Source organism: Salinivibrio sp. PR932 (assembly GCF_001996125.1).
GTDB lineage: Bacteria > Pseudomonadota > Gammaproteobacteria > Enterobacterales > Vibrionaceae > Salinivibrio > Salinivibrio proteolyticus.
Genome location: NZ_MUFM01000010.1, coordinates 1 through 26,349 on the forward strand (window position 1 = coordinate 1; position 26,349 = coordinate 26,349).

Annotated in this window: 14 protein-coding genes; 9 read left to right on the forward strand and 5 right to left on the reverse strand. The window is 49.0% G+C overall.

Annotation, left to right across the window (positions count from 1 at the left end):
• Both BZG84_RS06790 and BZG84_RS06795 read left to right on the forward strand, forming a co-directional pair.
• Window positions 1–820, forward strand: an 820-nt coding sequence (locus BZG84_RS06790; RefSeq protein ID WP_241825765.1) for a methyl-accepting chemotaxis protein, incomplete at its 5' end; no start/stop codon positions are given.
• 170 nt (window positions 821–990) lie between these two features.
• Window positions 991–1,971, forward strand: a complete 981-nt coding sequence (locus tag BZG84_RS06795) for a VirK/YbjX family protein (RefSeq protein WP_131826261.1) — start codon at window positions 991–993, stop codon at window positions 1,969–1,971.
• Window positions 1,972–2,052: 81 nt separating this feature from the next.
• On the opposite strand, the gene BZG84_RS06800 is transcribed toward BZG84_RS06795, so the two are convergent.
• The 3 genes from BZG84_RS06800 to rrtA all read right to left on the reverse strand — a co-directional run bounded on the left by BZG84_RS06800 (window position 2,053) and on the right by rrtA (window position 4,243).
• The gene (locus BZG84_RS06800; RefSeq protein ID WP_077678086.1) at window positions 2,053–2,949 is read right to left on the reverse strand and encodes a DMT family transporter; all 897 of its coding nucleotides are present in this window, start codon (window positions 2,947–2,949) and stop codon (window positions 2,053–2,055) included.
• Between the two features lie 120 nt (window positions 2,950–3,069).
• Window positions 3,070–3,552 carry a DUF2780 domain-containing protein gene (locus BZG84_RS06805; RefSeq protein WP_077678087.1) on the reverse strand — a complete coding sequence of 161 codons (483 nt, stop codon included), beginning with the start codon at window positions 3,550–3,552 and terminating at the stop codon, window positions 3,070–3,072.
• A gap of 73 nt (window positions 3,553–3,625) precedes the next feature.
• Entirely contained in the window at window positions 3,626–4,243 is a 618-nt protein-coding gene (rrtA, locus tag BZG84_RS06810; protein ID WP_077678088.1) for a rhombosortase, read from the reverse strand.
• Between the two features lie 161 nt (window positions 4,244–4,404).
• On the opposite strand from rrtA, the gene BZG84_RS06815 reads away from it, so the two are divergent.
• Genes BZG84_RS06815 through BZG84_RS06835 form a run of 5 tightly spaced genes read left to right on the forward strand, consistent with a single transcriptional unit; the run spans window position 4,405 to window position 13,023 of the window.
• The gene (locus BZG84_RS06815; protein ID WP_077678089.1) at window positions 4,405–6,471 is read left to right on the forward strand and encodes a prolyl oligopeptidase family serine peptidase; all 2,067 of its coding nucleotides are present in this window, start codon (window positions 4,405–4,407) and stop codon (window positions 6,469–6,471) included.
• Window positions 6,472–6,483: 12 nt separating this feature from the next.
• Window positions 6,484–8,652 carry a TonB-dependent hemoglobin/transferrin/lactoferrin family receptor gene (locus tag BZG84_RS06820; RefSeq protein WP_077678090.1) on the forward strand — a complete coding sequence of 723 codons (2,169 nt, stop codon included), beginning with the start codon at window positions 6,484–6,486 and terminating at the stop codon, window positions 8,650–8,652.
• A 9-nt stretch (window positions 8,653–8,661) separates the two neighbouring features.
• A complete protein-coding gene (locus BZG84_RS06825; protein WP_077678091.1) occupies window positions 8,662–10,938 on the forward strand; it encodes a proprotein convertase P-domain-containing protein in 2,277 nt (758 codons plus the stop codon).
• 43 nt (window positions 10,939–10,981) lie between these two features.
• Window positions 10,982–12,445, forward strand: a complete 1,464-nt coding sequence (locus BZG84_RS06830) for an Lcl C-terminal domain-containing protein (RefSeq protein WP_158011473.1) — start codon at window positions 10,982–10,984, stop codon at window positions 12,443–12,445.
• Window positions 12,445–13,023, forward strand: a complete 579-nt coding sequence (locus tag BZG84_RS06835; protein WP_077481727.1) for an Lcl C-terminal domain-containing protein — start codon at window positions 12,445–12,447, stop codon at window positions 13,021–13,023. Before BZG84_RS06830 ends, BZG84_RS06835 begins: the two co-directional genes overlap by 1 nt.
• Before the next feature lie 73 nt (window positions 13,024–13,096).
• Here BZG84_RS06835 and BZG84_RS06840 read toward each other — a convergent pair whose 3' ends face one another.
• The gene (locus tag BZG84_RS06840) at window positions 13,097–14,701 is read right to left on the reverse strand and encodes an ABC-F family ATPase (protein WP_077678093.1); all 1,605 of its coding nucleotides are present in this window, start codon (window positions 14,699–14,701) and stop codon (window positions 13,097–13,099) included.
• Between the two features lie 386 nt (window positions 14,702–15,087).
• Between BZG84_RS06840 and BZG84_RS06845 the strand changes: the two genes are divergently transcribed.
• Entirely contained in the window at window positions 15,088–18,459 is a 3,372-nt protein-coding gene (locus BZG84_RS06845) for an STY4851/ECs_5259 family protein (protein ID WP_131826262.1), read from the forward strand.
• A gap of 1 nt (window position 18,460) precedes the next feature.
• Entirely contained in the window at window positions 18,461–24,745 is a 6,285-nt protein-coding gene (locus BZG84_RS06850) for a DEAD/DEAH box helicase (RefSeq protein ID WP_077480717.1), read from the forward strand.
• A 96-nt stretch (window positions 24,746–24,841) separates the two neighbouring features.
• Here the strand turns inward: BZG84_RS06850 and BZG84_RS06855 are convergent, their stop codons facing one another.
• Window positions 24,842–26,332 (reverse strand): carboxypeptidase M32, encoded by a 1,491-nt coding sequence (locus tag BZG84_RS06855; protein WP_077678095.1) that lies wholly within the window; start codon window positions 26,330–26,332, stop codon window positions 24,842–24,844.
• Window positions 26,333–26,349: the final 17 nt, after the last annotated feature.

Here is a 26,349-nt window from a genome sequence, read left to right on the forward strand (position 1 = left end):
GAATCATATGATTTCACAGATTACAGAGAGTTTAGTTAATATTACCGACAAAAATGCCAAAGTATCTAATCAACAAAACCAAGAACTAGAAATGGCGGCTACAGCAATGGAAGAGATGACATCAGCATTGGCAACAGTGACTGAAAATACATCTATGGCTGAAAAATACGCAGGGAGCACAGAAAAAGAGACGAGCACCAGTAAAGAAATTTTTGATAAAACGACACTTGAGTTTGGGACTTTGGAAACTGAGTTCACCAAAACATCTGAAGTCATTCAAGAATTGGCGGATGAATCGACCAATGTCGGTAATGTGTTGGATGTGATCAAAGATATTGCCGAGCAAACTAATCTATTGGCGCTTAATGCGGCTATCGAGGCGGCACGTGCAGGTGACCAAGGCCGCGGTTTTGCGGTGGTGGCAGATGAAGTGCGATCACTGGCGCAACGCACGCAAAAATCGGCAGGTGAAATTGAAGACATGATTGGAAGTTTGCAGGGTAAAGCCGAGCAATCAACCCAAACCATTCGTGTTAACGCTGAAAAAATCGCATCCACGCGTGACAATATGACAACGGCTAATGAGGCGCTAGGTACCATAAAAGAATCCGCAGCCGAGATTCACCGCCTTAACTCTTCCATTGCTTCTGCTACTGAAGAGCAACTGTCGGTGAGTGACGAGATCTCTAGCAATCTCGCGAATATCAAGACGCTTTCAGGTGATATGAATGAAGCGATTGATCAATTGGGTCCGATTGTCTCCGATCTAAAAGATAATGTTGACTCACTCAGCAGTGCCATCAAACATATCCGCACATAATTAGAGAGTTGTTAGCGGATTGTTGAGCTTGGCAATCCGCTCTTTCATTACCACCGCAAAAACGTCCACGCAATTCTGATAGACACCGACAAACACTGACACTCTCGTACATTCTCACGACAGCCTTTTTTTGATTTGCTGATTATAGTCAACCCTCTTTAACGCGTTTTATGCAACAAAATGAAGTGGGTTTGGCCGTGATGAATATCAGTAAACAGCATCGAATGAGTCTTGTGGAGTGGGCTGAAAGAATTTATCCGAACAGCAAAGGATGGCGTGTAGTGAGCAAAAACTGGCGTTTTTGCGCGTTGGGTTCGGCATTTCCAACCATTATGGAACGCATGATTGAGGTCTTTAACGAGCCGTATTTGGCGCCGGTATTGGCTGACTATCCAGAAGTGATCACTAAACCGCTCAAACCGTACCTCAATGTCTCACTGAGCATGTCTGAGCGGGTTGCAATGCTGCATGACCATTATCGTTTTATGGCAAATACCTTTGGCCGTCATTGCAGCACCATTTTCTCAGTCGCGGGTCTGCCTCTTGTCAGCTTTACTGCCAATAATGGACGTCAATATGGCGTGCGCTTTTATCGTGGTGCAATTCGCGAAGGGGCGCTGGGTTTGTCCTTGTATGACGTGGAGAGCAAGCAAGGCGTGTACAGTATTTCGTTCCACTTTAACCGTGAGGGGCGAGAACTCTATATCGGTGCCTTGCAAGGTCCGAGTGATAGCGTACCTGACCGTCATCAGATCATTAAAATGTTGACGAAAACGGCGCATGGATTGCGAACCAAAGCTTTGATGTTAGAGCTGGTGCTGATGCTGGGCCGTATCATGGGTGCCGAGCGCTGCTACGCGGTGTCTAATAAAGGCCATATTTATAAAGCGATTCGTTACATCACTTCTAAGCGGAATGTGGTGACGTTTGATTATGATGAGCTTTGGCGTGAATATGATGGCATGCCACTGAATCGATATATGTATACCTTGCCGATGCTGCCAATACGTAAAGATGTTACCCAGCTTAGTGGCAGTAAACGACGTTTATACACCAAGCGATATGCTTGGTTGCATACCCTAGAGCAAGATCTGAACTTGGCGATAAACGCGTTGACGGAAACGCGTGCAGAAATGCATCACGTTGCCTGAACAGCAAAAGCAATAAGAACAGCAAAATGGCCTCATAAGAGGCCATTTTGCGCGTCACTCACAAAACTCGCGACGCGCGAGCTACACCAAACGTCGCCGGAAGAGTCGGTGTCCCAAGGCATTGAACAATGCGCCCGCCACAATCAGCCCACCACCGAGATACGTCCATATGGACGGCAGTTCTTGAAAGACCGCTATCCCAATTAAAGTAGAAAACACGATTTGCACATACGCATAGGCTGACGCTTCGCCCGCTTGCTGTGTTTGCATGGCTTTGGTAAGTCCATACTGGCCGATTTGAGTAAACACGCCTACTAACACCAATAAGAATGTGAGCGGCAAACTTGGCATCACAAAGTCTGGCCACATCAACACCATTGAGACCGGCAGGGCGACCATCGGGAAGTATAGGATGATCACCGAGCTGTCTTCGCTGCGACTGAGCTTTCGTACAATCACGTAGGCCACCGAACTTCCCAAGGCCCCCAGTAATGCGATAGCGACACTAAAGGGCGGAAGTGCGCTATCGATCGATGTATTGAGGTTGGGTTGAACCATCAGATAGAGGCCGCCCAAACACAGGGCAATGGATACTAAGGTGGCGCCTTGTAATCGCTCTTTCAGCACGATCAATCCAAGTACCGCAGTAAAAACGGGATGCATGTATTGCAATACAGTGGCTTCGGCGAGCGGCAGGGTGGTAACGGCGTAATACACGCACATAAGTGCGCCAGTCCCTAATACGCCGCGCAGCAATAGTAGCGGTTTATTATTGCCAAAGGGCGACAAGCCTTTTCGTTTGACATCTGTGTAGCTGATAATAAGCGACACCAAAGCCCGTGCAGCGACAATCTCAAAAAGCGGGATACCATGTAGGCTGACATATTTAACACAGGCCGACATGACCGCGAAGCCGAACGCGGAAAGGAGCATAAAGCGGATCCCAATCGGGATCGCGGACAATGAAAAGGCAGGCATAATCACACCGGCTAAAACAACAAGGCCGCTATGATAACGTGTCTCGATCCGTTTTGCTTGAGAGAACGCACTAACGCGCGGTTAAGCGCCGCGCGTTAATAAAAACGTTAAAACGAGTAGCTAAGGCCAGAGACCCGTTAGCGCGCTCAGTAAACCCTCACTGGCACCTTGCTGGCCTAAATACTCGAGTACAATCGGTACAAATTGTTGCAAGGTGGCTGCATCAATGCCGAGTGTGTCAGCCACGTTATATAAACTCTCGAGCGAACCAATGTTATCGCCAATGCCACTGTCACCCAGTAATGATGAAAGGGAGGATAAATCAGGACGCAGACTTGCCAGCTCTTGCTGCTGGTTACCAGTGAGCTGATTCGCCGCCATCGCTAGCAGGGCACTTGCGCCGCCAGCCGCTTGCGTGGGGCTAACATCCACTTGCTCGGTAATTGCTTGTACAAGCGGCGATTCACTGGCCTGGTCGTCCGCAAATTGGGTCGCCATTTGGGTCATCACATCCGTGGTGGTATTACCTTGACCAAAAAACGCTTGACTGGCGGGAGAGATTAATATGGCAGCAAGCGTGAGTGCTGGCAGTGTCGCTTTCATAGAAGGCACCTATTATCAACCGAGAGTGATGTAGGTATAGCGGTAAATGGCGGTGAATGAAAGTCGCCGATCACTAAGACAGTGCAAGGTCGGTGTTTTTAGATGATATGGTTCGACGTTGGATTCGCTGTTTGATGGCAAAAAAGGCCAGCGCACCGATGATTCCTCCACCATGAGCGAGGTGAGCAATATCGATACCTAACGCGGCACGCATGGGCAGGGATTGGCCCAATAGCGCATCTCCCACACACTTTACGCTGGTGATTAAGGCAATCCATTTCCCGCTAGGGGTGTGAATAGTGCTTATTCCTCCATACATAAATAATCCATACAACACCCCGGATAGACCCATATACTGCTGATAGGGACTCCACCACATCACCAGACCAACCACACACGCAAGCCACAAGATCAGCGACGCCAGCGTACCGGCGCCGATATGGCGATAAAACATCAGGCCGAATACGCCTAATCCGGTCATGTTGGTCAGCAGATGGAAGAGGTTGTGATGAATAAAATTACCCGTCACCACGCGCCACGCTTGGCCTGAAGCCAGTGCACTGCGCTGCCACACCCACGTCTCAGCAAGTGACGAATAATGAACACCCACACACACGAGTGCGACGATTATCAGCAATCCAAGTGGTTGAGTTGGCACGTGTAGGGTGATAGGTCGTTTTCGCTTCATCATTGCCTTTTATCTCGTTACAGCTTGAATAACAACGCGTTATTGCAGTCAATATGACTGAATGAGATCTGCCTCAAATAACGTTACAAATGATAATTGATCTCAATCGTATTTGCATCTATGATGCGCGCCCTGAACTTACCCCAATTTAATGTTTTTATAACATGAAGTTAGTGAATACGCTGTTAATCGGGCTTTTGTTTGTGTCGCCATTGAGCCATAGCGACGATGAAACGAATACGTTGTCGTCATTTTCGTGGCTGCAAGATGTGACCCATCAACAGGATAAAATTCGGTCATATCTGGAACGCCAAAATCAGCATGCACAACAGTCTCTGATGGCGAGTCAATCGCTTCGCGATGAGTTGTTGAATGAATGGCAGCGCACACCGAAAACTGGCTCCACACCTTGGTTAACGCGCGATGGTCGCGAATTTTTGCAAACACGGGTTAATGGTGAGCGCGTGCTGCGTATGCGCAAAGCCGTCAGTGAACAAGGAGCCGTTCGCGAAAAAGAAGCTGTTCGCGAAAAAGAAGCAGGCAGCGAAAAAGGGTCGACATTGCTCAACATTGAGGCGCGAGCTGCTGAGCATGTGTATTACCAGCTGGGAAGTTGGTCGTTAAGTCCCAATGGACAATGGCTCGCCATTGCCGAGGATATTCACGGTGAGGAAGACTACCGCATCGTGCTGATCAACTGCCAATCAGGGCAAACCGATATTATTGCCACCGAGGCTGATGCGTCTGTCATTTGGTCGCCGGATAATCAGCAGCTCTACTATGTCGGTAAAGACGCGGAAACTGCACGCCCATATCAATTGTTCCGCCATGAAATAGGCACCATCGGTGGCGATAGCCTGGTGTATGAAGAAGTCGATCCTGCGTGGTTGTTGTCGGTATACCGTGCTAGCCACACAGATACGGCCATTGTGCAAGTCAACAATGAATCGTCGACCGAACAGCGTCTGCTCCGTCTGAATGAAGGCAGCCTGTCTGCACCGCTCAAAGCGCGCCAACCCAATGTCGAATACTACCTCGATAAGACCGATGATGCGTTTTGGATGCTGAGCAACCACCAAGGAACCAAGCAGTTTTATCGTGCTGCCGTCGCGACGCCGAACGATTGGCAAGTCATTTATGCCCCCAAGTCGGGCGCTGAATTAAACACGTTTTACCTCTTCGAAGATGGCATTGTCCTCACCCAACAGCAAGAGGGTGAGCAGTGGTTTATCTTACTTAATGCAGACGGTGAGCGCGTGGTTAAGCAGCCTTTGGCGGCACAAGGGCAGGTCGCTTGGTTTGCGCGCGGAGGCGACTATGCGAGCAATCAGTTGTTTATTCGCAGTATGTCGCTCGTACAGCCACCACGATGGGAAGCGCTGGATCTTAAATCCGGCACGCGTCGTGAAGTCAGTGCCGATCATTACCCCGACTTTGACGCGTCTCGCTATCACTCTGAGCGCTTATACGTTGGACCGCATCGTATTCCTGTCACCTTGGCATATCGTAAAGATGCGCTGACCCCGTCATCGCCAGTCGTGCTTTATGGATATGGCGCGTATGGCTTTACCATGAAGCCGTATTTTATGCCGCAAACCGTCTCGCTAATGGACAGAGGCGTCATCTATGCGATTGCGCATGTGCGTGGCGGAGGCTATTACGGTGCAACATGGCACCAAGCGGGCAGCGGGATGAATAAAAAGCATGGCATCCAAGATTTTATTGATGTCGCCAAAGCGATGGGCCGCTATCAAGATGGACAACGTGCAGTCGCGGCTGTTGGCTCCAGCGCTGGTGGTACCTTGGTTGCCGCGGCACTTAACCAAGCGCCCGCAGCGTTTGCGGCCGCTAGCCTCAATGTTCCGTTTGTCGATGTGCTGGGCAGTATGTCTAATCCGGCGTTGCCGTTAACCGCACAGCAATACCAAGAATGGGGCAATCCCGCGCAGAGCGATCAGCGCGAGGTCATGCAAGGCTATGATCCTTTGCGCAACATCCAGCAAAACCCTTATCCCCCTATGCTGGTGCGTGTCGGCTGGGACGATAAGCGGGTTCCTTTTTGGGAAGGGGCGCAATACCTTTCGCATTTAGCCGCAACCAGCACCCGAACGGGCCCTTATTTGTTGTTGACAGATTTTTCCCGTGGCCACCAAGCCGATGCGCGCCATGGGCTGACGCAACAAGCAACCGACTATGCCTTTCTCTTACACCAACTGAAGCGTGTGAACTAACCGGAGTATTAAATGAAATTGTCTTCTGTCTCTGTGGCAGTGCTGACGGCACTGGCTACTGGCACCGTGCACGCCAATTCTGCCAACACCGAGGAGAATACCTCTGGTGATGCGACCAATCGCCACGTCGAGACGTTGGTCGTCACGGCCAATAAATTTGCTGAATTGCCGTCAGATACAGCGGGTTCGGTCGCCATTTACCGCGGCGAAGATATCCAAAAAAAAGGCGCCACCGAGCTCTATGATGCACTGACAAACGAACCGGGTGTCAGTGTGACGGGCGGAGCGGGTCGCCCTCAAAACATCACCATTCGCGGGATGTCCGGTAACCGTATCTTGATTGTGGAAGATGGCGTCCCTGTCGCGGATGGGTTCGGGGCGGCTGATTTGAATGATAAAGCAGGGCGTAATTCCTTTGATATCGCAAGCGCCAAGCAAATCCAAGTCGTGAAAGGCGCTAGCTCAACCAGTTACGGGTCAGGTGCATTAGGCGGTGCCGTGATCGTGACATCGCTGAGCGCTGACGATCTCCTCCGCAACAAGGATCTGTACGCCGACGCGCAAGTTACCTATAGCGAGCTCAGTGATAAAGGCCGAGTCGGCAGTCGTCTCGCGCTCCGTCATGGTGATACCAGTGCGTTGCTCGATGTGAGCTATTGGGAAGGGGAAGAAACCCGTAATTATCAGCAAGATTTGTATAACCGCACTTTGGATGGTGGCAGTGCGTCGTTGCGTCTGGATCATTATGTCTCCGATCGCTGGAAGCTAAGTGCTCGAGCCAAGCTCTACCGCGAAGACGCATCGCGACAAGAAGGCACAGCATCGATTCAACCTGACGGTAAGTGGGATATCAAAACCTTTGATCAAGCCGAACAAATCGAAACCTCGCAATTGTGGCTTGGCAGTGAATATCACGCCCAGCAGCCTTGGTTAGAAACTCTCAACACCAAGCTCTATTACCGAAATACCGATTTTACCCAGAACACGAACCGTTTGATGACTCGCTGGAACATGGGGATCAATGAGCAACGTCGGGTGCTGGATGATCGCCGTTTTCAAGACCAGTCAATCGGTTGGTCGGTAGACGCCAACGCTGAGAAAATCAGCGGAGACGTGGTGCATACGCTGGTTTACGGTGGTGTGTTAGAAACGGCTTACCATGAACGCCCTGTGACGAAAACGACTCTCGACTGGAACGGCGTAACGGTGAGTGATACGCAACCTTTTGCCCCTGCTCGGAGTTATTCGTTAGGTGTTTATGCACAAGATGCAATGAGCATCGGGCAGTGGCGTGTGATGCTGGGCCTACGCGCTGATGCGTACCGATTGAGCGCAGACGATCCCCAAGCCATTGGCATGGCGAGTGTGGCGGATAATAACAGTGCAGCGTTATCGCCCAGTGCTTCGGTGGCTTATCACTGGACGCCAGCGTTCAATACCTACCTCAGTTATAAGCATGGTTATCGAGCGCCTGAATATGACAAAAGCTATGGCTACTCCAACCATGCCTCTGTGCCGGTGACGCCATTTGTGGTGCTGCCCAATCCGTCGCTTGACGCGGAAACCAGCGATAGTTTTGAGCTCGGGGCCAAATATGATGACGGCAAGCTGCGTTTGTATACCGCGGCGTATTACAACCGGTTTAGCCAGTTTATTGATATTGCCGATAAGGGCTTCAACGCAGAAACTGGTTTGTTTGAGAAGCGTTATGAAAACCTTGATGGTGTAAAAACGTATGGCGTTGAGGCGTCTGCGGCCTATGCATTTACCGAACAATGGCAAGCGAAAAGTCAGATTGGCTGGATTTCCGGCAAAGACGACAATGACGAGTATGTTCGCAACTTATCCCCGCTAGAGGGTAGTGTCTCACTTCACTTCGATAACCAATCGTTTAACGGTTATACCCGTTTGAACTGGGCAGATCAGATGACCCGCACGCCCATGTGCTACACCGAGTTAGGCACCCGCTCTGAGTGTGCTCAGACGTCTGGCTGGGCGAGCGTTGACCTTGGCTTGGGCTATCAGTTCTCGTCGCAAGCTTCTATCAATCTCAATGTCTATAACGTGTTAGACCGCGAATACATTCGTTATCAAGACGTTGCCGGTATTTCCGAATCACAAACCCGTTTTTCGACCGAGCCTGGTCGTTACTTCACCCTCAATGCACGTTATGCGTTTTAAGGAAGAACCATGAAATCAGCGATCAGTCTTGTGGCGTTGGTACTTGCCAGTACCAATGTCATGGCAGGGGAATGGGATTACCCTGCGGGCAATAATCAAGCAAGTGATGCCACTCAAGCACAGCAATATTTGCGCACGCATTATCCGTCGGTGGGAGAGCTGTCGTTGCGCTACCAAACCAGCAGTTTGCTTGGTCGTCAGTATAACTTTGATATTTATCGTGGTGGCGAGTATCAGCCGCAGCGCACATTAGTGCTACATACCGATAAACAGGGCTTGGTGACTCGGGTGTATAAAAGCTTAACCGACACCATGATCCGACAGGGTGAGGCAGTGAAAGAAGCGGCGATTGAGATCCCGCGTCGCCTGATCGCGGATGCGCCGCCAGCGCTATCAGACGGAGAATTAGTGACGCGCACCGTCAATGTGGTTGATCCAGATCTGCGTAGTATGGATAAACAGCCCGCCCCTGAAACGCTCTGGACAACGCTGGCGGATTATCCCCACGCGCCACGTTTTGTTATGCGTGATGTCTCTTTATTGGATGTGGGCGGCACCCTCTACTTGAGTAATCCCAGAGTCCAAGCTGTTGATGCCATCGCCTTTGAAGACAAAAACCCTGAGTCTGGACAATGGCAGAAAAGTGACAGTGTCTCGTTTTTAAATCCTGACGGTGTCACACAGTTTGCAAGCCATGCGTCGCTCACAACGTTGCCTTTTGATAGTCAAGACTTTGCACAAATGATGGCGTTTTATCATTTGGATAAGTCCCTGCAATATGTGTCCTCGTTAGGGTATTCATTATTTGACGGTCCGGTGCGCTTTGATGCTCACGCGTTAAGTTCGAACAACTCGTCTTACTATGTGGGTCCTAACGCGGTGATGTTTGGGGCGTCGGGCTCGCCCGATACACTGGATGCCGATGTCGTGGTCCATGAACTGGCCCACGGTATTCACTACCATATTTTGCCCGACTGGGCGTATGGCCACACGGGCGCCTTGGGTGAGGGATTTGCTGACTATTGGGCGGGCTCTGCCAGCTATCGCACCTTGTATCAACAAGGTGATGACTTCGAGATTGATACCGTCTTTAACTGGGATGGTTATTTCGGTTTTAAGCAAGGTACGCGCAGTTTGTGGAATCAAAAAGCGCGCTATTTTGAGAGCAGTGAATACCGCGCGCACGAAAATGTCGGTGGTGAATTGGGGGATGAGCTTTGGTCGACGCCTTTGTTCCAAACCCTCAAGCAAGCGGTCGCACTGTATGGTGAACCCGCCTTTAAAGAGATGGATACCTTGGTGCTGGAGTCGATGTTTGGGCTAGGCCGGGGCATGAAAATGCACGATCTGGCAGAAAGCATGCTCTATGTAGCTAAAACCTATTATCCATCACGCGACTATGCAGCCTTGTTGAAAGCGAACTTTGAACAACACGGTTTGCTCAAAGCACCGTTTCGCTTTGAGATAAGCCAGCGTTATGTTGCCGATACGGCGGCGATCCACACACGCTTAACACCACAAGGGCGGACAGCCAAAGTTCGCGGTGACATTAAAGTGGAAGGTGGAGCGCCCACGTCCATTAATCAAACACTCAGCCAGGCTCAGTCGTTTTCTATTCCTCTGCCGCTTGCGGCGCAATGCGGTCAGCCGCTGACCCTTGATGCGCAAATTGACTATCAATTTGATGACACGCTGCAAACCCATCAATGGCAAGACAGTTTGACGGTGATTAAAGGCTTGCCCCAACTCACCCAATCGCGCCAAATCCTGAATGCAACCTTACCGGATGCATCGGTGGCCAGTAATGGTGCGCAAAACAATGGCTTCAAAAGTTTTAACTTCATTATTAACGATGACACGAATGCCATTCGCTCCGATCTTGGCGTGTATGTCCATATCAACCATGCCAGCCCATCAGATTTACGCGTTGTTCTCGTCTCACCCGCAGGCACACGGGTGACGCTACACGCCAATACCGCCCATCAGAGCGATGACTTGGTGCGCTATTGGACCAGCCAGCACGACGGCCTTTTGCAAGCCTTTGATGGCGAACCTCTTGCGGGGAATTGGCGTCTTGAAGTGACGGACTATGCCCAAGGCAGCCGTGGTGAGCTGCTGGCATGGCAAGTGGGACGCGTGACGGAATTCGACTGCCAAGATACCGACCTTAGTACCAAAGATGCGTTCGATACCGCCAGCTCGGGAGGCGGCGCGTTGTCATGGCCACTGCTGCTGGTGGGCTTGCTTTGGGGCGGCTGGCGAGCACGAAAGGGCGAGTACCGATAACGCGTTATTCAATCACCTTAACACCCTTACTAAAAAGACAGATATGATGAAATTTAACTACTCTCTACTCGCCAGTGCATTGCTACTGGCAGGCTGTAATGGTTCTGGATCAGAAACGAGTGCAAGCGACTCGATCGCGCCGACCTACAGCGTCTCTGGTACCATTAGCGCCACCAATGCCACCGGTAATGAAACCGTTTGTGCGGATTTAAATGGTGACTTTGCCTGCAACGCCAACGAACCCACCACGCAAGCGGAGCAAGGGGCATTTACCCTCACCAGCGCCAATAAAGCGATCTTGTCCTCACCGATTGTCGCGCAAATCGACACCGGCGTGACCACGTTATCGTCGCAACGAATGGGAGCGCAGGCTGACGCGCCTCGCCAAGCGAATGCATTCCTTGTTGCTCCCGGCGTGCGTAAGACTACCGGCAATGAGATCAATGTGATCAGCACACTGGTCGCTAGCAACATGGCGGCAGGGGATGCCTATCAAGATGCTGTCGCTCATTTACGTGAGCAATTCGAGGCGATGGGCGTCACGACGCAAGCGGACTTGCTTACCAACGGGGCGGATAACCGTTTTGTACAGCTTGAAAATAACGTTTTATCGCTGATATCAGGGATGACACCCTCGCGGGCGAATCGCATGCTAGCGCTACTAAGCGGCGAATTGGCGCGTTACGCGGATGTTTTACTTAAAGGTGCGCCAAGCGACGCGGACCTTAACGCGATTTTGGTTGAGTTGGATGAACGGACTCAAATGCGTCCTGTAAACGATACCGGCATTGTTAGCTATTATTCCGACAGCGGGGATGTCGCCACCGCGCCTGTCGATTACCCCGGTCAAGATGCTGACTATGGTTTTGATGCAAAGGAAGGTGGGTTTAGCTTTACCAAACTAGATGGTAAGGGTCAGCCTTTGCCCGATAGCGCCACCACGTGGGATTGCGTGCAAGATAATCGCAGCGGACTGGTATGGGAGAGCAAACACACGGATCCTCAATCCCCGCGATATGTTGATCGCCTTTTTGCCTATCAAGTGCCTGGACAGTTCGAACCGTTTGGCAAAGACGTTGAGGCGACAGGCTGCAAAGACGCTGAGGGTATTTGCACCACGGCCCAATACCAAGCGTACCTAAATCAGCAACAGGTCTGTGGCATTGATCAATGGCGCTTACCCACTTTTATTGAACTGTATAGCCTGATTGATTTCGGCGAGACGCAAACCGATAGCGATGGGCGTGTTTATGGGCTCGATACGCAGTATTTCCCTCATCAATCCTCTGCCAGTGAATACGATGCCGGCTTGCTGTGGTCTTCCACCTCTTTCTTAACCGAATATACCGCATTTGCGACGCCGGGTGCGCGCTATATCCAGCTGCCGCAAACACGAGGCAGTGATCGTGGCACCACGGTATCGCTCGAGATCTATAGCGATCAGGTCGAGTCTGACTACACCTCATGGCAACTGCCTATTCGTCTTGTCGCCCAAGGAGAAAAATAATGAACAAGCTGATCATTGCCGCCAGTATCTTCGCATCTGCAACTGCATGGGCAGGCCAAGAATGCTCGATTGATTTAACCAAAACGGCACCGAATGTCCGTTACAGCTTTGATGATAATGGCACGGTAACGGACACCTTTACCGGATTAACGTGGATGCGTTGCCCACTGGGTAAAACCTGGCAAGCCGAACAGCAGGCGTGTCGTGGCGAGGGCACCGGAATGTATTGGCAAGCCGCACTTAATGAAGTGCAGGCGATCAATCAAAGCCAAGCGCATCCGCTGCATCAATTTGCCGGTCACACGCAATGGCGCATGCCCAATATTAAAGAGCTAGCGTCTTTGGCTGAACATGCTTGCATGAAACCCGCGCTTAATCCAAAGGCATTTGCCGCCGGATTCCCATACTCTACGTCAGAAGAAGGCTATGGCAGTGGTGATGTACGCGCTTACGTGTGGAGCAATAGTCATGTGCAAGCGGATAATACGATTTTGATGTTTGACGTGCGTAACGCGGAGATCTTTGCTTACGGGCCGACGCAGCTTGAGGGCAGTGTGCTGCTAGTGACTGACCAATAAACGACATCGCCCCAGCGACATCGACTGTGGCTGGGGCGAGATGATGGTTAGTGGTGATCGATAACCGAAGTGATCAAGCCACCGCACGTACTTTTTCTAAGTGGGCGAGGTACTCATCGTAACTGCCGTTAAAGTGCGACAATTGTTGGTCTTTAATCTCAATAATGTCAGTGGCGAGCGAGGAGACGAATTCGCGATCATGGCTGACAAAAATCAAAGTACCGGGGAATTGCTCTAGCCCTTTGTTAAGTGCTTCAATCGCTTCCATATCCATGTGGTTGGTTGGCTCGTCCATCACAATCACATTAATATCTTGCATCATCAGTTTGCCAAACATCAGACGGTTTTTCTCACCACCAGAGCAGCTTTTGGCTTTTTTATTCACATCATCAGCCGAAAACAGCAAGCGACCCAAAATGCCACGAACAATCAAATCATCATGCTTGGCGGTGCGCCACTGTGACATCCACTCAAACAGGGTGAGATCGTTATCAAACTCGGCACTGTTATCTTGCGGGCAGTAGCCAATCGCGGCATTTTCAGACCACTTAATGGTGCCTTTCTGGTGGCTCAATTCACCCACAAGACAGCGCAGTAGGGTTGATTTTCCCACCCCGTTTTCACCGATCACAGCCAGTCGTGAGCCAGCTTCAAGCAGCAGGTGACCGTTATCGAATAACAGGCCATCTTCAAAGCCATGACCCAGCTCTTTCAATTCAACCGCTTGGCGATGGAGCTTTTTGCTTTCGGTAAATTGGATATAAGGATGCACACGGCTTGATGCTTTGACTTCATCAAGCTGGATCTTTTCCATGCGTTTGGCGCGTGAACTGGCTTGCTTGGCTTTAGAGGCATTAGCACCAAAGCGATTCACAAAGTCTTGCAGCTCACTCAGCTCGGCTTCTTTTTTGGCGTTGCTCGACAGCAATTGCTCGCGTGCCAAGCTAGATGCCGCAACAAAGTCATCATAGTTACCCGGATATACACGCAGTTCACCGTAGTCAATATCCGCCATGTGGGTACATACGGCGTTCAAGAAATGACGGTCGTGCGAGATAATAATCATGGTGCACTGGCGCTGTTGCAGCTCACCCGCCAACCAGTTGATGGTGTGAATATCCAAGTTGTTGGTCGGTTCGTCCAACAGCAAAATATCAGGATTGGCAAACAGGGCTTGAGCAAGCAGCACGCGCAACTTCCACCCCGGCGCCACTTGCGCCATCAGGCCAAAGTGAAGCTCTTCGGCAATGCCCGCTTGCAAAAGAATATCGCCAGCTCGGCTTTCTGCGGTATAACCGTCCATTTCTGCAAACTGGCTTTCTAGCTCAGCCACAGCCATGCCGTCCTCTTCGCTCATTTCTGGCAGAGAATAAATACGCTCGCGCTCTTGCTTGATCTCCCACAGCTTGCGGTCACCCATCATCACCGTATCAATCACTGAATACTGTTCGTAGGCAAATTGGTCTTGGCTCAGCTCGCCCAACGTCTGCCCTGGTGTGATAGAAACATTCCCTGCACTTGGGATGAGGGCACCGCTCATGATTTTCATCAGGGTCGATTTGCCACAGCCATTGGCACCGATTAACCCGTAGCGGTTTCCGTTACCAAATTTGGCAGAGATATTTTCGAATAGCGGTTCAGCACCAAACTGCATGGTGATATTGGCGATTGAAATCAAAAGAGTTTCCTAGCGAATATGCTCAACGAGGGCGCGTATCATCATACTCAAAACGGGAGATGCACGGCCAAGCGAGGAGGGTGTAAAGATAAATAAGACTGAGCGCGCATTGTACAGAAATGTGATGGGATTAACAGTCTATGCTGGATGAACATTCAATTAAGGGTTTCCCTACTAGCGGTCAGTGGACGCACAAGAGTGTGACTAAAAGACATTTTGAATACCTATTGTACATATTGTTGAGCGAAGTCTAACTAGTGATACAAAAAAAGATCTAATCTGAGGCAATTATGGATAGTTCTCTTTGGCTAGTTCGTTGGGTTTGAGGTTTGTAAGCTTTTTCAGCTAGGTAAAGACTGCTTATAGCTAATAGAAAGCTCCTATTTATGCTGCTTACAACTGGATTGATTGTTCAAATGGATATGAATACTTCCCGAATACATTCTGTGTTGGATCGAAAAAATCAAGAACACCACAAAACTTGGCTCTCGCAGTTTCAAAAAAGTCGAACGGGGATCCCTTTTGGGTCACCGCTCTATTGTTATCACCTGTCGCTCAATGAGTACCTAATCCTAAAAGAGGTACTGTCGAAAAGCTTTGAAGTGGTGAATAAAACGGTTTTTTCTCCTGAGTGGTGTGGCGCATTTGTACTTTATTGTTCTGAGTGGTTTCGTCGCGAATACAATCTCGAGTGGAGTTGGAACACTATTCACGAGACGCTAGGGTTTGAACTTTCACCACAACAGCGTTCAACCGTGGTTCAACGTGGCTTGAAACTGTGGGGACGCTCAGTTTCCCGCTACGAGAACTCTCAAGGGAACAACTATCTCGGATCCGTTTTCAGAGAAGGTGGATTACCAACCAAGCTACTCTCTGACGATCACAACGGCTATCAAGATGCTTTTTCAAAGATATTCGGTCGATACAGTGAGGCCAAGGAGCTAGGGCAGCATTCTGTTCGGCAGCTTATCCAATCCCGTATCCAACGTTTACCAGAGGCACTGCAAGGTGATGACTCTGTCGAACTATTCGCTGATATGCTCGATAAGCTCGATAGCCTAGTTTACCAGTTTGGGTTAGATGGGCAGTCGGTACCCGCAAACTATCTCGATATACATTGTCCGAACTGGCGTACTCAGTTCCCACTGCCACTGGAAGATGACATAGGTACGCGCTTTCTGAACAACTTATTGGTGATTGCATCTAACGAAGTTAAAAAGAAAGCGAAGAAGGAAGTCAAACTTGGCTGCGCGCACTATTTTTCATGGGACAACCAATCAATTCGCACCGAAGTCACCTTGCCACATAAGCAACTGTTCATGTTTACTCGAGAACAGTTAAGTGTTAGCAGAATTGATTTGGTGTTGTTTGAAGGTCAAAAGCTGCTTGCCAACCTTGGCACTGGTTATGCGCAGTTTGACGGGGAGCAGTGTCATGTTGTGATCCGAAAAACGCGAGCTGAAGTGAAAAGGGTTGACGCCAAACAAAGGCTTTCTCTTGTGGCCATGCAATCGGGTGAAAAGCTTGCTCAGGTATCAATAGGTGACAGCGAGCTGGATTGGGGCGAAGTGCCAGTTATCTTGAGTGAGGAAGATGGTGAATGGCGAGTGTTAGGGCAAGCCTCACTCTCAACCCACAAAAAACATGTTTACATATTGATCCCGGAAGAAGCGAAGACGGAAACGCTATCGGGTGAGCTTACTGACACTCCAAACCGTTTTTGTCGCTTAAAAGTTTGCCAAGTAACAGGAACATGTTTAATCACTCTACCCGGTGATGATACGTATCGTATCTCGACGGGGTGCGATGATCCGAAACATGTTGGCGTTATGCTAGAAAGCGATGTAATGACGTGGCAAACCAAGCCGGCTATGATTTTTCGTGGTTTAAGAGCCATCAACCATGCGGCTACCAGAGTAACTGGTGAAAGCTTGGATGTTTGTCTTGATGGAAAATCGGTCTCGCACTTAACTCGAGAGAATTTTCTTGGTAAACAGCGTTTAACCATCAAAAAGCACAGTGGTGAAGTGCTATTGCGAAAACAAGTTGGTGTGCTGCCCGCAGATTTTGATATTAGCTTTAAAAGTAGTGATACACCCAATACTGGCGTAATTATCATCACTACTGCCGCACCCAAGGTCTGTGCAATTAAAACTCCTGGGGTGATTCTTGAGAACATAGAGAAATCTGAAAAACAGGTTGCTTTGCACCTTCTAGCTAAAGGGACGCCGCCTTCTTCTGTCCAAGTTGACATCACGTTGAATATGCTTGGTGAGGCGATAACCTTTATCCTGCCTTTTCCTTCAAAAGGTGCTGTCGCCTTTAATGCACATGGTAAACCTTTAGCACAAAGATTAACAGTGGATGACTTACTTGGCAGTCGACTACATCTGTTCTCTATGTCAGGTCAGGTGGCTCGCTATCAAATAGAAGCATCAAGCAATATTAAGGGGATAAAGCAAACCTCAGCTCCTTATTACCGCTGGCAATATGTGGTGAGCGATAAGCCTGTAGAAGTGAGCCTTTACGCGCTGAAAACCAGTCTACTGGAGTTGTTGTCGCTGAATAATCACTTGGATAGCACCGTTGATCTCGTCATTTCGGGTCCAGGAAAGACACTTCGTTTTTCCATCAGCCATTACTCATCAGTCATGGATTATGATCGGGAGAGAAATGTGGTTTATGCGCGTTCAAACCGACTCGCTGACACGCAGGCTCTTCGCCCTGCGTTGATGCACCTTACAGCACCAGAGCAAGCGCCAATCTATCTTGAAAGTCTTACTACTGAAGGTGTTTCAACAGGGGAGTTTGCCTTGCCTAATTACGTGACAGAAGGTGGTCCTTGGCTTGTAGTTCCTGCTTCGGACTCTGATGTTTTATTTCGGGCTAAATTTATCCCATGCATGGGTGAGCAAACAAATGACTGTGACGTAAAAACGTTACAAAAGGCATCTCGTATTTTTCACCCTTCATCTAATCCCAATGTGATTGCAGATGTGTTTCATCAAATGAAAACAGATTGGGGACACAGCGGTTGGCAGTACCTGCGCGATACATATAAGAACTACGGGCATCTTCCACTTTCAACGTTTGAAGTGTTCAAGTATTTGGTGAGAGATACCAAAGCATTGGCTGTGGCATTGTTTCAGTTTGAATTGAACCCAGAGCTGATTTCGCGACTGGAAAGTGAGTTGCCAGTGTTTTGGCAGTTTGTACCCCTGGTGGATTGGCGGCATGCGATTCAGCTTCAAACCTCGATGCTGGAAGGTATGTGTTTACCAGCCGAAATCGTTGATGAGTTGATGGCTAAACAAATAACGAAGTTGGTTGACGCCATTCCTGCTTTGTCAGACGAAGTGGCTATTTTCTTAGAAACAGGCAAATTACCCCAACTTTGTCCGAGCGCTTTGATGGAGACTCTTGTTCATAACGAGTGGTATCAAGATCTTTTGCGCCAGAACGCAGAAAATAACAGTTGGCCAACCGAGTTTGGCGCTGATTTGAAACGCTGGTGCACACAGTCTGGCTTAATGCCGTTTGAAATTAAAACCAATGCCTGGTTCCACGATGGAGTTGTTTACCTGCCGGTTTTCGCTGCTGCTGTGGTAACAGAGCTTGTGCCTACCGAAGTATCTTCAACCTTTCGTGATTACGACTTGTTCCATTTAAGAAAATTACGTGACTTCGATTGTGCGTGGTTTGAACCCGTATTCCGCTGTTTTGTCTCCTATTTTTTGCTAAACCAAACAGGTAATTAGAATGACCCGTTATTTTTCTTCTCTCGTTGAGCAAGCTATTAGTCGTACTAAAGAATCAACATTGAGTATCTTGGGCGTAACTAATCCTAATCTTCGCAATCACCTCAGCGAAATCATGTCTTCTGATTGTGGCCAAGAGAGTGCATTTTTGGCACCACCGGTATTCGAGCATACCTTCGGCTGGGAGTTTGCAGACCCGAAGATGAGCGATCTGGCGGGGAATCTTCTGTCTGAAGCGGTTGTTGCTGCCCTGGATAGCAAAAAGAACGGGCGCTATCGATTTAGTGCAGATTTTCAACCTTTCCGCCATCAGCTCCGCAGTTGGGAACATCTCTTAAACGAGCACAAATCGCTAGTCGTGACATCAGGCACGGGTTCAGGCAAAACAGAGTGTTTCATGGTGCCGATCATTAATGATTTACACCGCGAATACGAAGATAAAGGAGAGACCTTGGTCGGTGTGAGGGCGCTATTTCTGTACCCCCTCAACGCACTCATTAATTCCCAAAAAGAGCGTTTGGATGCATGGACCAAACATTTTGATGATGGCATTCGTTATTGCCTTTACAACGGCAATACCGAGAACTCTAAGAACAAGATGCGTGGACAGCAAAAAGATCGTCCGAATGAAGTGCTTTCACGTGAATTAATGCGGGAAGCACCAGCGCCAATTTTGGTGACGAACGGCACCATGCTTGAATATATGATGGTTCGCCAAATTGACGCTCCGATCATTCAACGCTCGCGCGAAGAAAAGTCTTTGCGCTGGATTGTACTGGATGAAGCGCACACTTATGTTGGCTCCCAAGCTGCAGAGCTGGCGTTGCAGTTACGTCGTGTACTTCAAGCTTTTGATGTAGAAGCAAAGGATGTACGTTTTGTTGCTACATCAGCGACCATTGCCGACGAGGATGCGGAAAAACAGCTAAAGAACTACCTAGCTCATTTGGCGGGTGTGGAACCGAACCAGATTGAGGTTGTTGGCGGTAAGCGGAGCGTCCCTGACCTTCCTGAGTGCCCGAGCAACAACTATTCAATTGAAGAACTGCTTTCTATTGAGCCTGACGGTGAACCTACTACTGGTAAGACTAAGCAAGTGCCCGATGTCTCAAAGCGCCGATTTGATGCCCTTTGTGGAAACACAACGGCACTTGCCCTTCGATCCACATTAGTGGAAGCAAAGAAACCGCTGGATCTGAATGACATCAATACACAGTTATCTATTCGTCTGAATCGTCCTCTCTTTACGCAACAACAACTCCTTGAGTGGCTTGATATCGCATCGGGTACAAAAGCAAGCAGCAGCGGCGAAGCATTTTTAAAGTTACGCGCGCATTTCTTCCAGCGTATGACCCAGGGGCTTTGGGCTTGTATTGATGCTAATTGCGGATGTAAGAAAAACACACCGCTTGAAGACAACTGGTCATTTGGCTTTGTTTACGCGACACAACGTCAGCAGTGCGAGTGCGGAGCACCAGTACTTGAGTTGACCTTCTGCCAAGACTGTAATGAACCCCACCTGTTCGGCAAAATCTCCCGAAAAAATCAACTTCACCAATGGAACGCCAGCGCGGGGGATGAGTTTTCACTTCTCAATGAGACTTCCAGTGACGATGATGACTATGAGATCCAAGACTGTGAGACAACAAACAGCCCACACGTGTTTGCACGGCCGTTAGCAGATAAAAACGGTTACTGTGATGTACATGTAGGGAAATCTGGCGTTTATGGTTCGCTGGAAGGCGAACGCATCGGTTTGTCGCAATACTTTGGGGGCGAGGACAAAGATGGCCCTATGGGCGAGCATCGTTGTGTCGACTGTGGTTTTGAAGGCTATCGTGGCGCAATGCCTTTTCGCAGGGCAATGCTAGGTTCGCCATTTTATGTGGCTAACGCTGTTCCTACCTTGCTGGAGTATTGCCCGGACATCGACGTCGATAAAGACACTAAACTTGGCCCTCAGTCACGACCTGGCCGAGGCCGACGTCTGATTACCTTCACCGACAGTCGCCAAGGCACTGCGCGCATGGCAGTGCGTATGCAGCAAGAAGCTGAGCGCTCAAAGCTGAGAGGGCTGGTGTTCGATATTTTAAGAGATGCTCAGCTATCTCAACCTGCTCCAGAACAAGTGAATTCAGACGTTTCTCCAGAAGCATTGTTAATTAAAGCTCAAGAACTTCGTGCAATGGGGCTCTCGATTCATGCAGATGATCTAGAAGAAAAGGCAAAAGCGCTATCGGAAGGCAGCCAAACGCTATCAATCGTCGAAGTATCTTGGTCTGAAATGGTATCCAAATTATCTCAGAAGAGTGACGTGACCGAAAGCATGCTGGAATACAGCAAGTACCTGTCACCGGAGACGTTTAAGCAATCTGATGGTCCCCTGAAACTCGCTGAAATGCTGTTGTTTCGCGAGTTTTCCCGTCGCCCGAAACGACAGAACAGCTGTGAAACACAAGGCCTAATTAAAGTTGGATACTCAGGTCTGAAGGCTATAAAGCGTATGCCTGAAAAATGGGAGCAGCATGGGTTAACACTCCAGGATTGGCTGGACTTCCTGAAAGTTGCCTTGGATTTTTATATCCGCGAGAACACCTACATGCTGCTGGAAGAAGATTGGAGAAAGTGGATTGGTAATCGCTTTTCCGCAAAACGCTTGAGAAACCCCGACTCGGAAGAGCAAGATGAGAACAGTGTGAAGAAATGGCCACTTGCAAGCCGAAACAGTATGAACCGATTGGTCAAGCTGCTTGCTTTAGGAAGTGGTGTGGATAAAGACTCGGTGATTGGCATTGACCTTATTGACAGTTGGCTGCGCGCGGCGTGGGGTGACCTCACATCAAGAAGCGTTGGTATTCTAAAAAATGATGGGAACAAGTTCTTTTTAAACAGAGAGCAGCTTACCTTCTCATTCACCGATAAAGTGTACGTTTGCTCGCGTACTCATAAGCTTCTCGATACGACCTTCAAGGGATTGACGCCATATTTACCGTTAAAGCTGGGTAACGATGGTTACACCTGCGTGGCAGTAGACTACCCACAGATTTGGGGGTTTGGAGACGACCAAGCTGATTTCGGTAAGGGTCTATTGCTTACCCGTCAGCAAGTCTCGGAGGATCCAAAGGTTCAGGCGTTAAGGGAGCAAAACTTATGGACGGATATCAACGACAGAGTCGTTGAAGGTGGTTTTTACTACCGTACCGCTGAACACTCTGCACAGCAGTCTGCTGAGCGTTTAGAGAAATATGAGGAGATGTTCAAGTCGGGTAAAATCAACGTACTTAACTGTTCTACAACCATGGAAATGGGGGTAGATATCGGTGGTATTTCTGCAGTCGTGATGAATAACGTACCGCCTCACCCAGCTAACTATTTACAGCGAGCGGGACGTGCGGGCCGGAGCAAAGAGTCACGCGCTATTTCCTACACGTTGTGTAAAGGAAACCCTCATGACCAGCAGGCGTTCAATGACCCTAAGTGGCCTTTTGAAACGTCGATCCCAGCTCCGTATGTCGCGTTTAACTCTTCACGCTTGGTCCAGCGTCATGTCAATTCCATGCTGCTTTCTGTGTTCCTGCGAGAACAGGTCGGAAATACAAAAACAGAGCGAACGTCGCTTAATTTGGAGTGGTTCTATCTTGCGTCAGGAGAGTCAATATCCGTCAGCGATAGATTTACAACATGGCTAAAGACAGGTGCAATTGCGTTAGAGAGGGAACTCCAAACCTTGGTGGCGGGAACCGTGCTGGCCTCCAGTTCAGTTACCAGCTTATTGGAACAAGCGTCGCTTATGATGCAAACGCTTTCCAAACGCTGGCTGGAAGAATACAAGCGACTTGAATCTGAGCAAGCGAGAGCTGAAGAGGGAAGCCCTTTTGCCTTTCGTCTCAAACAAGAACTGAACCGTTTATGTAAAGAGTATTTGCTTCGAGAACTGGCGGCGAAATCATTCTTACCAGGTTATGGCTTCCCAACTGATGTGGTCACGTTTAATAACACTAATATTGAAGACTTCAAGCGAGACAAGCTCGAAGGGAAGAAGAAAGAAGATGACAGGGAAGATAATGTCTCTCGAGCGCGGGGTTTACCAAGCCGAAACCTTGCGGTTGCCATTCGAGAGTATGCCCCCGGTGCAGAAGTTGTTCTGGATGGCCGAGTATTCCGTTCAGGTGGTGTTGCCCTTAACTGGCACAACATTTCTAAATCGGATGCAGTGGAGGCTCAAAAGTTTGATTTGGCCTGGCGCTGCAATCATTGCGGGCAGACCGGTTATCTAGATGGTGTCGCGATTGAACAAGATGATATCTATTGTGATAACGAAAAATGTGGCGAGAAGATAGACACGAAGAATCAGCGCAAGGTGCTTCAGCCAACAGGGTTCGTTACAGACTTCTATCACAGCCCTTCAAACGATATCTCGCAGCAGGCTTTTATCCCCGTTGAGACACCATGGATCTCTGTTTCTGGAACACAAAAGAACTTACCTAACCCTGATATGGGTTATATGGTTGCTAGCCCTGATGGGAGAGTCTTCAATCACACAGCAGGTGCATCTGGCAAAGGGTATGCACTGTGTATGTCATGCGGTCGCGCTGAGTCAATGACTTCTAGCGGCGAGTTTCCTAAACACTTCTCACCGTCCGTACCTCATGTTCCGTTGCAGGCAGGTAAGCTTGATGGTGAGGACCCTCGAGCCTCGTGTGGCGGTAGCACGACAATATTGAAAGATGTTCATTTGGGGAGTCACATAAAGACAGACGTTTTTGAGCTTGTTCTCAAGCATCCGCTTCGAAATGAGTTTATTGCAGACAATGAAGATGGGAGAACAGTTGCTACCACGCTTGCTGTGTCTCTTCGTGCTGCTCTTGCTGAGCTTCTTGGTGTTGCGGTTAATGAAATGGGTTATGCGGTTCGACCGATAATTCTACCCAATGGTGAAGCAGGTTTGGCCTTACAGCTCTTCGATATAATCAGTGGTGGTGCGGGTTTCGCTTCATCAGCACCAAAGCATATAGAGGCTTTACTGGCAAAGACAGTATCAAAGTTGAAGTGTCCAAAGTGCCAATCAGTTTGTGGTGACTGCCTACTAGAGACCGATTCAAGGCATGATGTTGAAAAACTCGACAGACTCGCTGCTTTAGACTGGCTTGAAGGGTTGGATCTATCGAACACGGGTCCAGAAGTGATTGATGGAGGGTCGTATAGTCCTTTTTCAGTGGCAGAGAATGTTGATCATTATGTTCAGAGGGGCTGTTCGAAGGTTGTTTTCTTACTCTCAGATAGCGTAAATGACTGGGATCTCTGCCATCCAGTTTTCAAGAAACAGCTAGCTAGCTTTGTTTTAAATGAAGATCGTGTTGTTAAGTTTATCTTACCTAAAAATATTGTTCTGGATGGAGAAACACAATCCGAACTGAATGCATATCGTGCAATGGGTGTTGAAGTAGAAGAAGCAGTTCTTAGCCCAGAAAACCTCGTTGCACAGATTGTTGACGATTCAGGCGTTGTATCTTTTGCCGCTCGGGACGCAGATGCACTTCGCGTACCTGGTCGATATTGGATGATGTCATCGGGCGCTTCAACTATTAGCAAAACACTAGCTTTAGTTGATTCTGTGCCCGTTGCTTTGGAGTTGGCAGAGTTCAATCAGCCTACTCAATATGGCGAAGCGGAAATCGTTAGCGAACTAAATGGTAAGTTAGACTCCTTTGGTGTTAGTTTCTGGCAGCATCTTTTATTAAATAACCCAGATCTGAAAACACTGATGCAGAATGATAATATTGAAGCGATTCAATATTCAGATAGATATCTTCAATCACCTGCTGCTCTGCTGTTCTTACGTCAAGTATTCTCTTCACTGACTAGCGTTATGAAGACAAGCCCAACTTTGACCATTGAAACGCTTTTCAGTGAGAAAGAACAAAATGCAAGATTTCTTCACCAGGATTGGTATCACAAGGATGATCAAAGGCTTGTTATGACAAGGGTCATTGAGCAAGCAACAGGTATTGCACCTGAAGTTGTCCTATTCGAAAACCGTAGCGATATTGCTCATCGCCGAATGCTGACCCTTGCTCTTAAATCCGGTAAGCGTGTAGTCATAAGGCTTGATCAGGGGTTTGGCTACTGGCGTTTGAAAATGACCGGCTGGCGAAACAAGCCGCTTCAATATAGTTTCAATGCTCATTGGACTGAGCAAGTTGAAATTATAGAGGAGTATGTCAAACACTTGGAAGTGTATAACAGTGAGAAATGGTCAACTGATATTAGTTTTCGTGTGGTTTGACGAACTCGTGTTGGCCATTTTTATGGGCTAAACGTAGAGGCAAACTAATTTAATAACGTCTACGTTTAGCCACTGGTTGCTCAAGTAAGCCTCGTGTTATATCAAATACCGCCCTTGAATATACTCGCGGAAGTGAGCGGGGTTGAGGGTTTCGCCGGTTGCATCTTTGAGTAAGTTATCGGTTGAGGTGGTGCTGGCGCGTTGCCAGATATGTTGAGACAACCAATCAAAAATCGGTGAAACATTGCCGCTGGCGATAATGCCGTCCACATCCATTTGCTGACGCATCGTTTGCATCAATTGCGCGGCATACAGCGCACCCAAGGTATAGGTCGGGAAGTAGCCAAAGCTGCCATCAGTCCAGTGAATATCTTGCATACAGCCGTTTTTATAGTTGCCAGCGGTGCTGAGGCCAAGGTATTGCTGCATGGCATGATCCCAACGGTCAGGGATATGATCGACCTCCATTTTGCCACTGATAAGATCGCGCTCAATGTCGTAGCGCAACATGATGTGTGCAGGATAGGTCACTTCGTCGGCATCAACACGGATATAGCCGGGTGAGACACGTGTGAGCACGCGGTGGAAGTTGTCTACATGGAAAGCCGGGTCGTCTTGGCGGTTAAAGGCTTGTTTGGCATGCTGACAAATCAAGGTGGCGAATGCCTCACTGCGGGCAAGCTGCATTTCACAGAACAAGCTTTGGCTCTCATGCACACCCATTGAGCGCGCTTTGCCAACCGGCAAGCTGGCAAGGTGTTTGGGTAGTCCTTGCTCATAGCGCGCATGCCCCGTTTCATGGATCACGCCCATTAATGCTGAGGTAAAGTCTTTCTCGTCATAGCGGGTGGTAATGCGTACATCGGTTGGCACGCCACCACAAAATGGATGAGTGCTGACGTCTAACCGACCATGTTCGAAGTCAAAACCCAGCAGCGCCATCATTTTCTCGCCTAAGGCTTTTTGCTGAGCCTCTGCAAAGGGGCCTTCGGGCAACCGTGTGGTTTGCTGGCTTTGCTTATCCACTACCGCTTGAATGGTGTCTGGTAGCCATGTTTTAAGCTCGCCAAACACTTCATCGATGCGGCTAGCGGTCATGTCTGGCTCGTAAAGATCCAGTAAAGCGTCATAGGGCGAGCAGTTTTTTTGATCGGCTCGGATGTGAGCTTCTTCGCGCRCGAGTGCCACTACTTCTTTAAGGTTTTTGGCGAAGCCGTCCCAGTCGTTATTTTGACGCTGCTGTCGCCAGGCGTGTTCACATTTGGCACCGGCTAAGGATTTGGCCTTCACTAAGGTGTCAGGGAGTACACTGGCATGTTGCCACTGACGCTTCATTTCTCTGAGGCTGGCCCGTTGGGCGTCATTGAGCCGGTCTTGTTGTTCATCCAACGCGCTAAACCAGTCATGCAGTTCATGCGTAGTGAGTTGCTGATGGGTATAGAGTGCCAATTCAGCCATGGCGTCGGCACGGGCTTGACTGCCTCCGCTGGGCATCATGGTGGCTTGATCCCAACCGCAGATTGCGGCAAGGTGCTGAAAATGCGACAGACGTTTGAAGTGAGCTTCCAGCTTATCTAGTTGTTCCATAATCACTTTCCTTGTTT

Excerpts from the sequence above, each read along its gene's own strand:
- BZG84_RS06795 (WP_131826261.1), top strand. The coding sequence starts at position 991 with ATGCAACAAAATGAAGTGGGTTTGGCCGTGATGAATATCAGTAAACAG.
- BZG84_RS06800 (WP_077678086.1), bottom strand. The coding sequence starts at position 2,949 with ATGCCTGCCTTTTCATTGTCCGCGATCCCGATTGGGATCCGCTTTATG.
- BZG84_RS06805 (WP_077678087.1), bottom strand. The coding sequence starts at position 3,552 with ATGAAAGCGACACTGCCAGCACTCACGCTTGCTGCCATATTAATCTCT.
- rrtA (WP_077678088.1), bottom strand. The coding sequence starts at position 4,243 with ATGATGAAGCGAAAACGACCTATCACCCTACACGTGCCAACTCAACCA.
- BZG84_RS06815 (WP_077678089.1), top strand. The coding sequence starts at position 4,405 with ATGAAGTTAGTGAATACGCTGTTAATCGGGCTTTTGTTTGTGTCGCCA.
- BZG84_RS06820 (WP_077678090.1), top strand. The coding sequence starts at position 6,484 with ATGAAATTGTCTTCTGTCTCTGTGGCAGTGCTGACGGCACTGGCTACT.
- BZG84_RS06825 (WP_077678091.1), top strand. The coding sequence starts at position 8,662 with ATGAAATCAGCGATCAGTCTTGTGGCGTTGGTACTTGCCAGTACCAAT.
- BZG84_RS06830 (WP_158011473.1), top strand. The coding sequence starts at position 10,982 with ATGATGAAATTTAACTACTCTCTACTCGCCAGTGCATTGCTACTGGCA.
- BZG84_RS06835 (WP_077481727.1), top strand. The coding sequence starts at position 12,445 with ATGAACAAGCTGATCATTGCCGCCAGTATCTTCGCATCTGCAACTGCA.
- BZG84_RS06845 (WP_131826262.1), top strand. The coding sequence starts at position 15,088 with ATGCTGCTTACAACTGGATTGATTGTTCAAATGGATATGAATACTTCC.
- BZG84_RS06850 (WP_077480717.1), top strand. The coding sequence starts at position 18,461 with ATGACCCGTTATTTTTCTTCTCTCGTTGAGCAAGCTATTAGTCGTACT.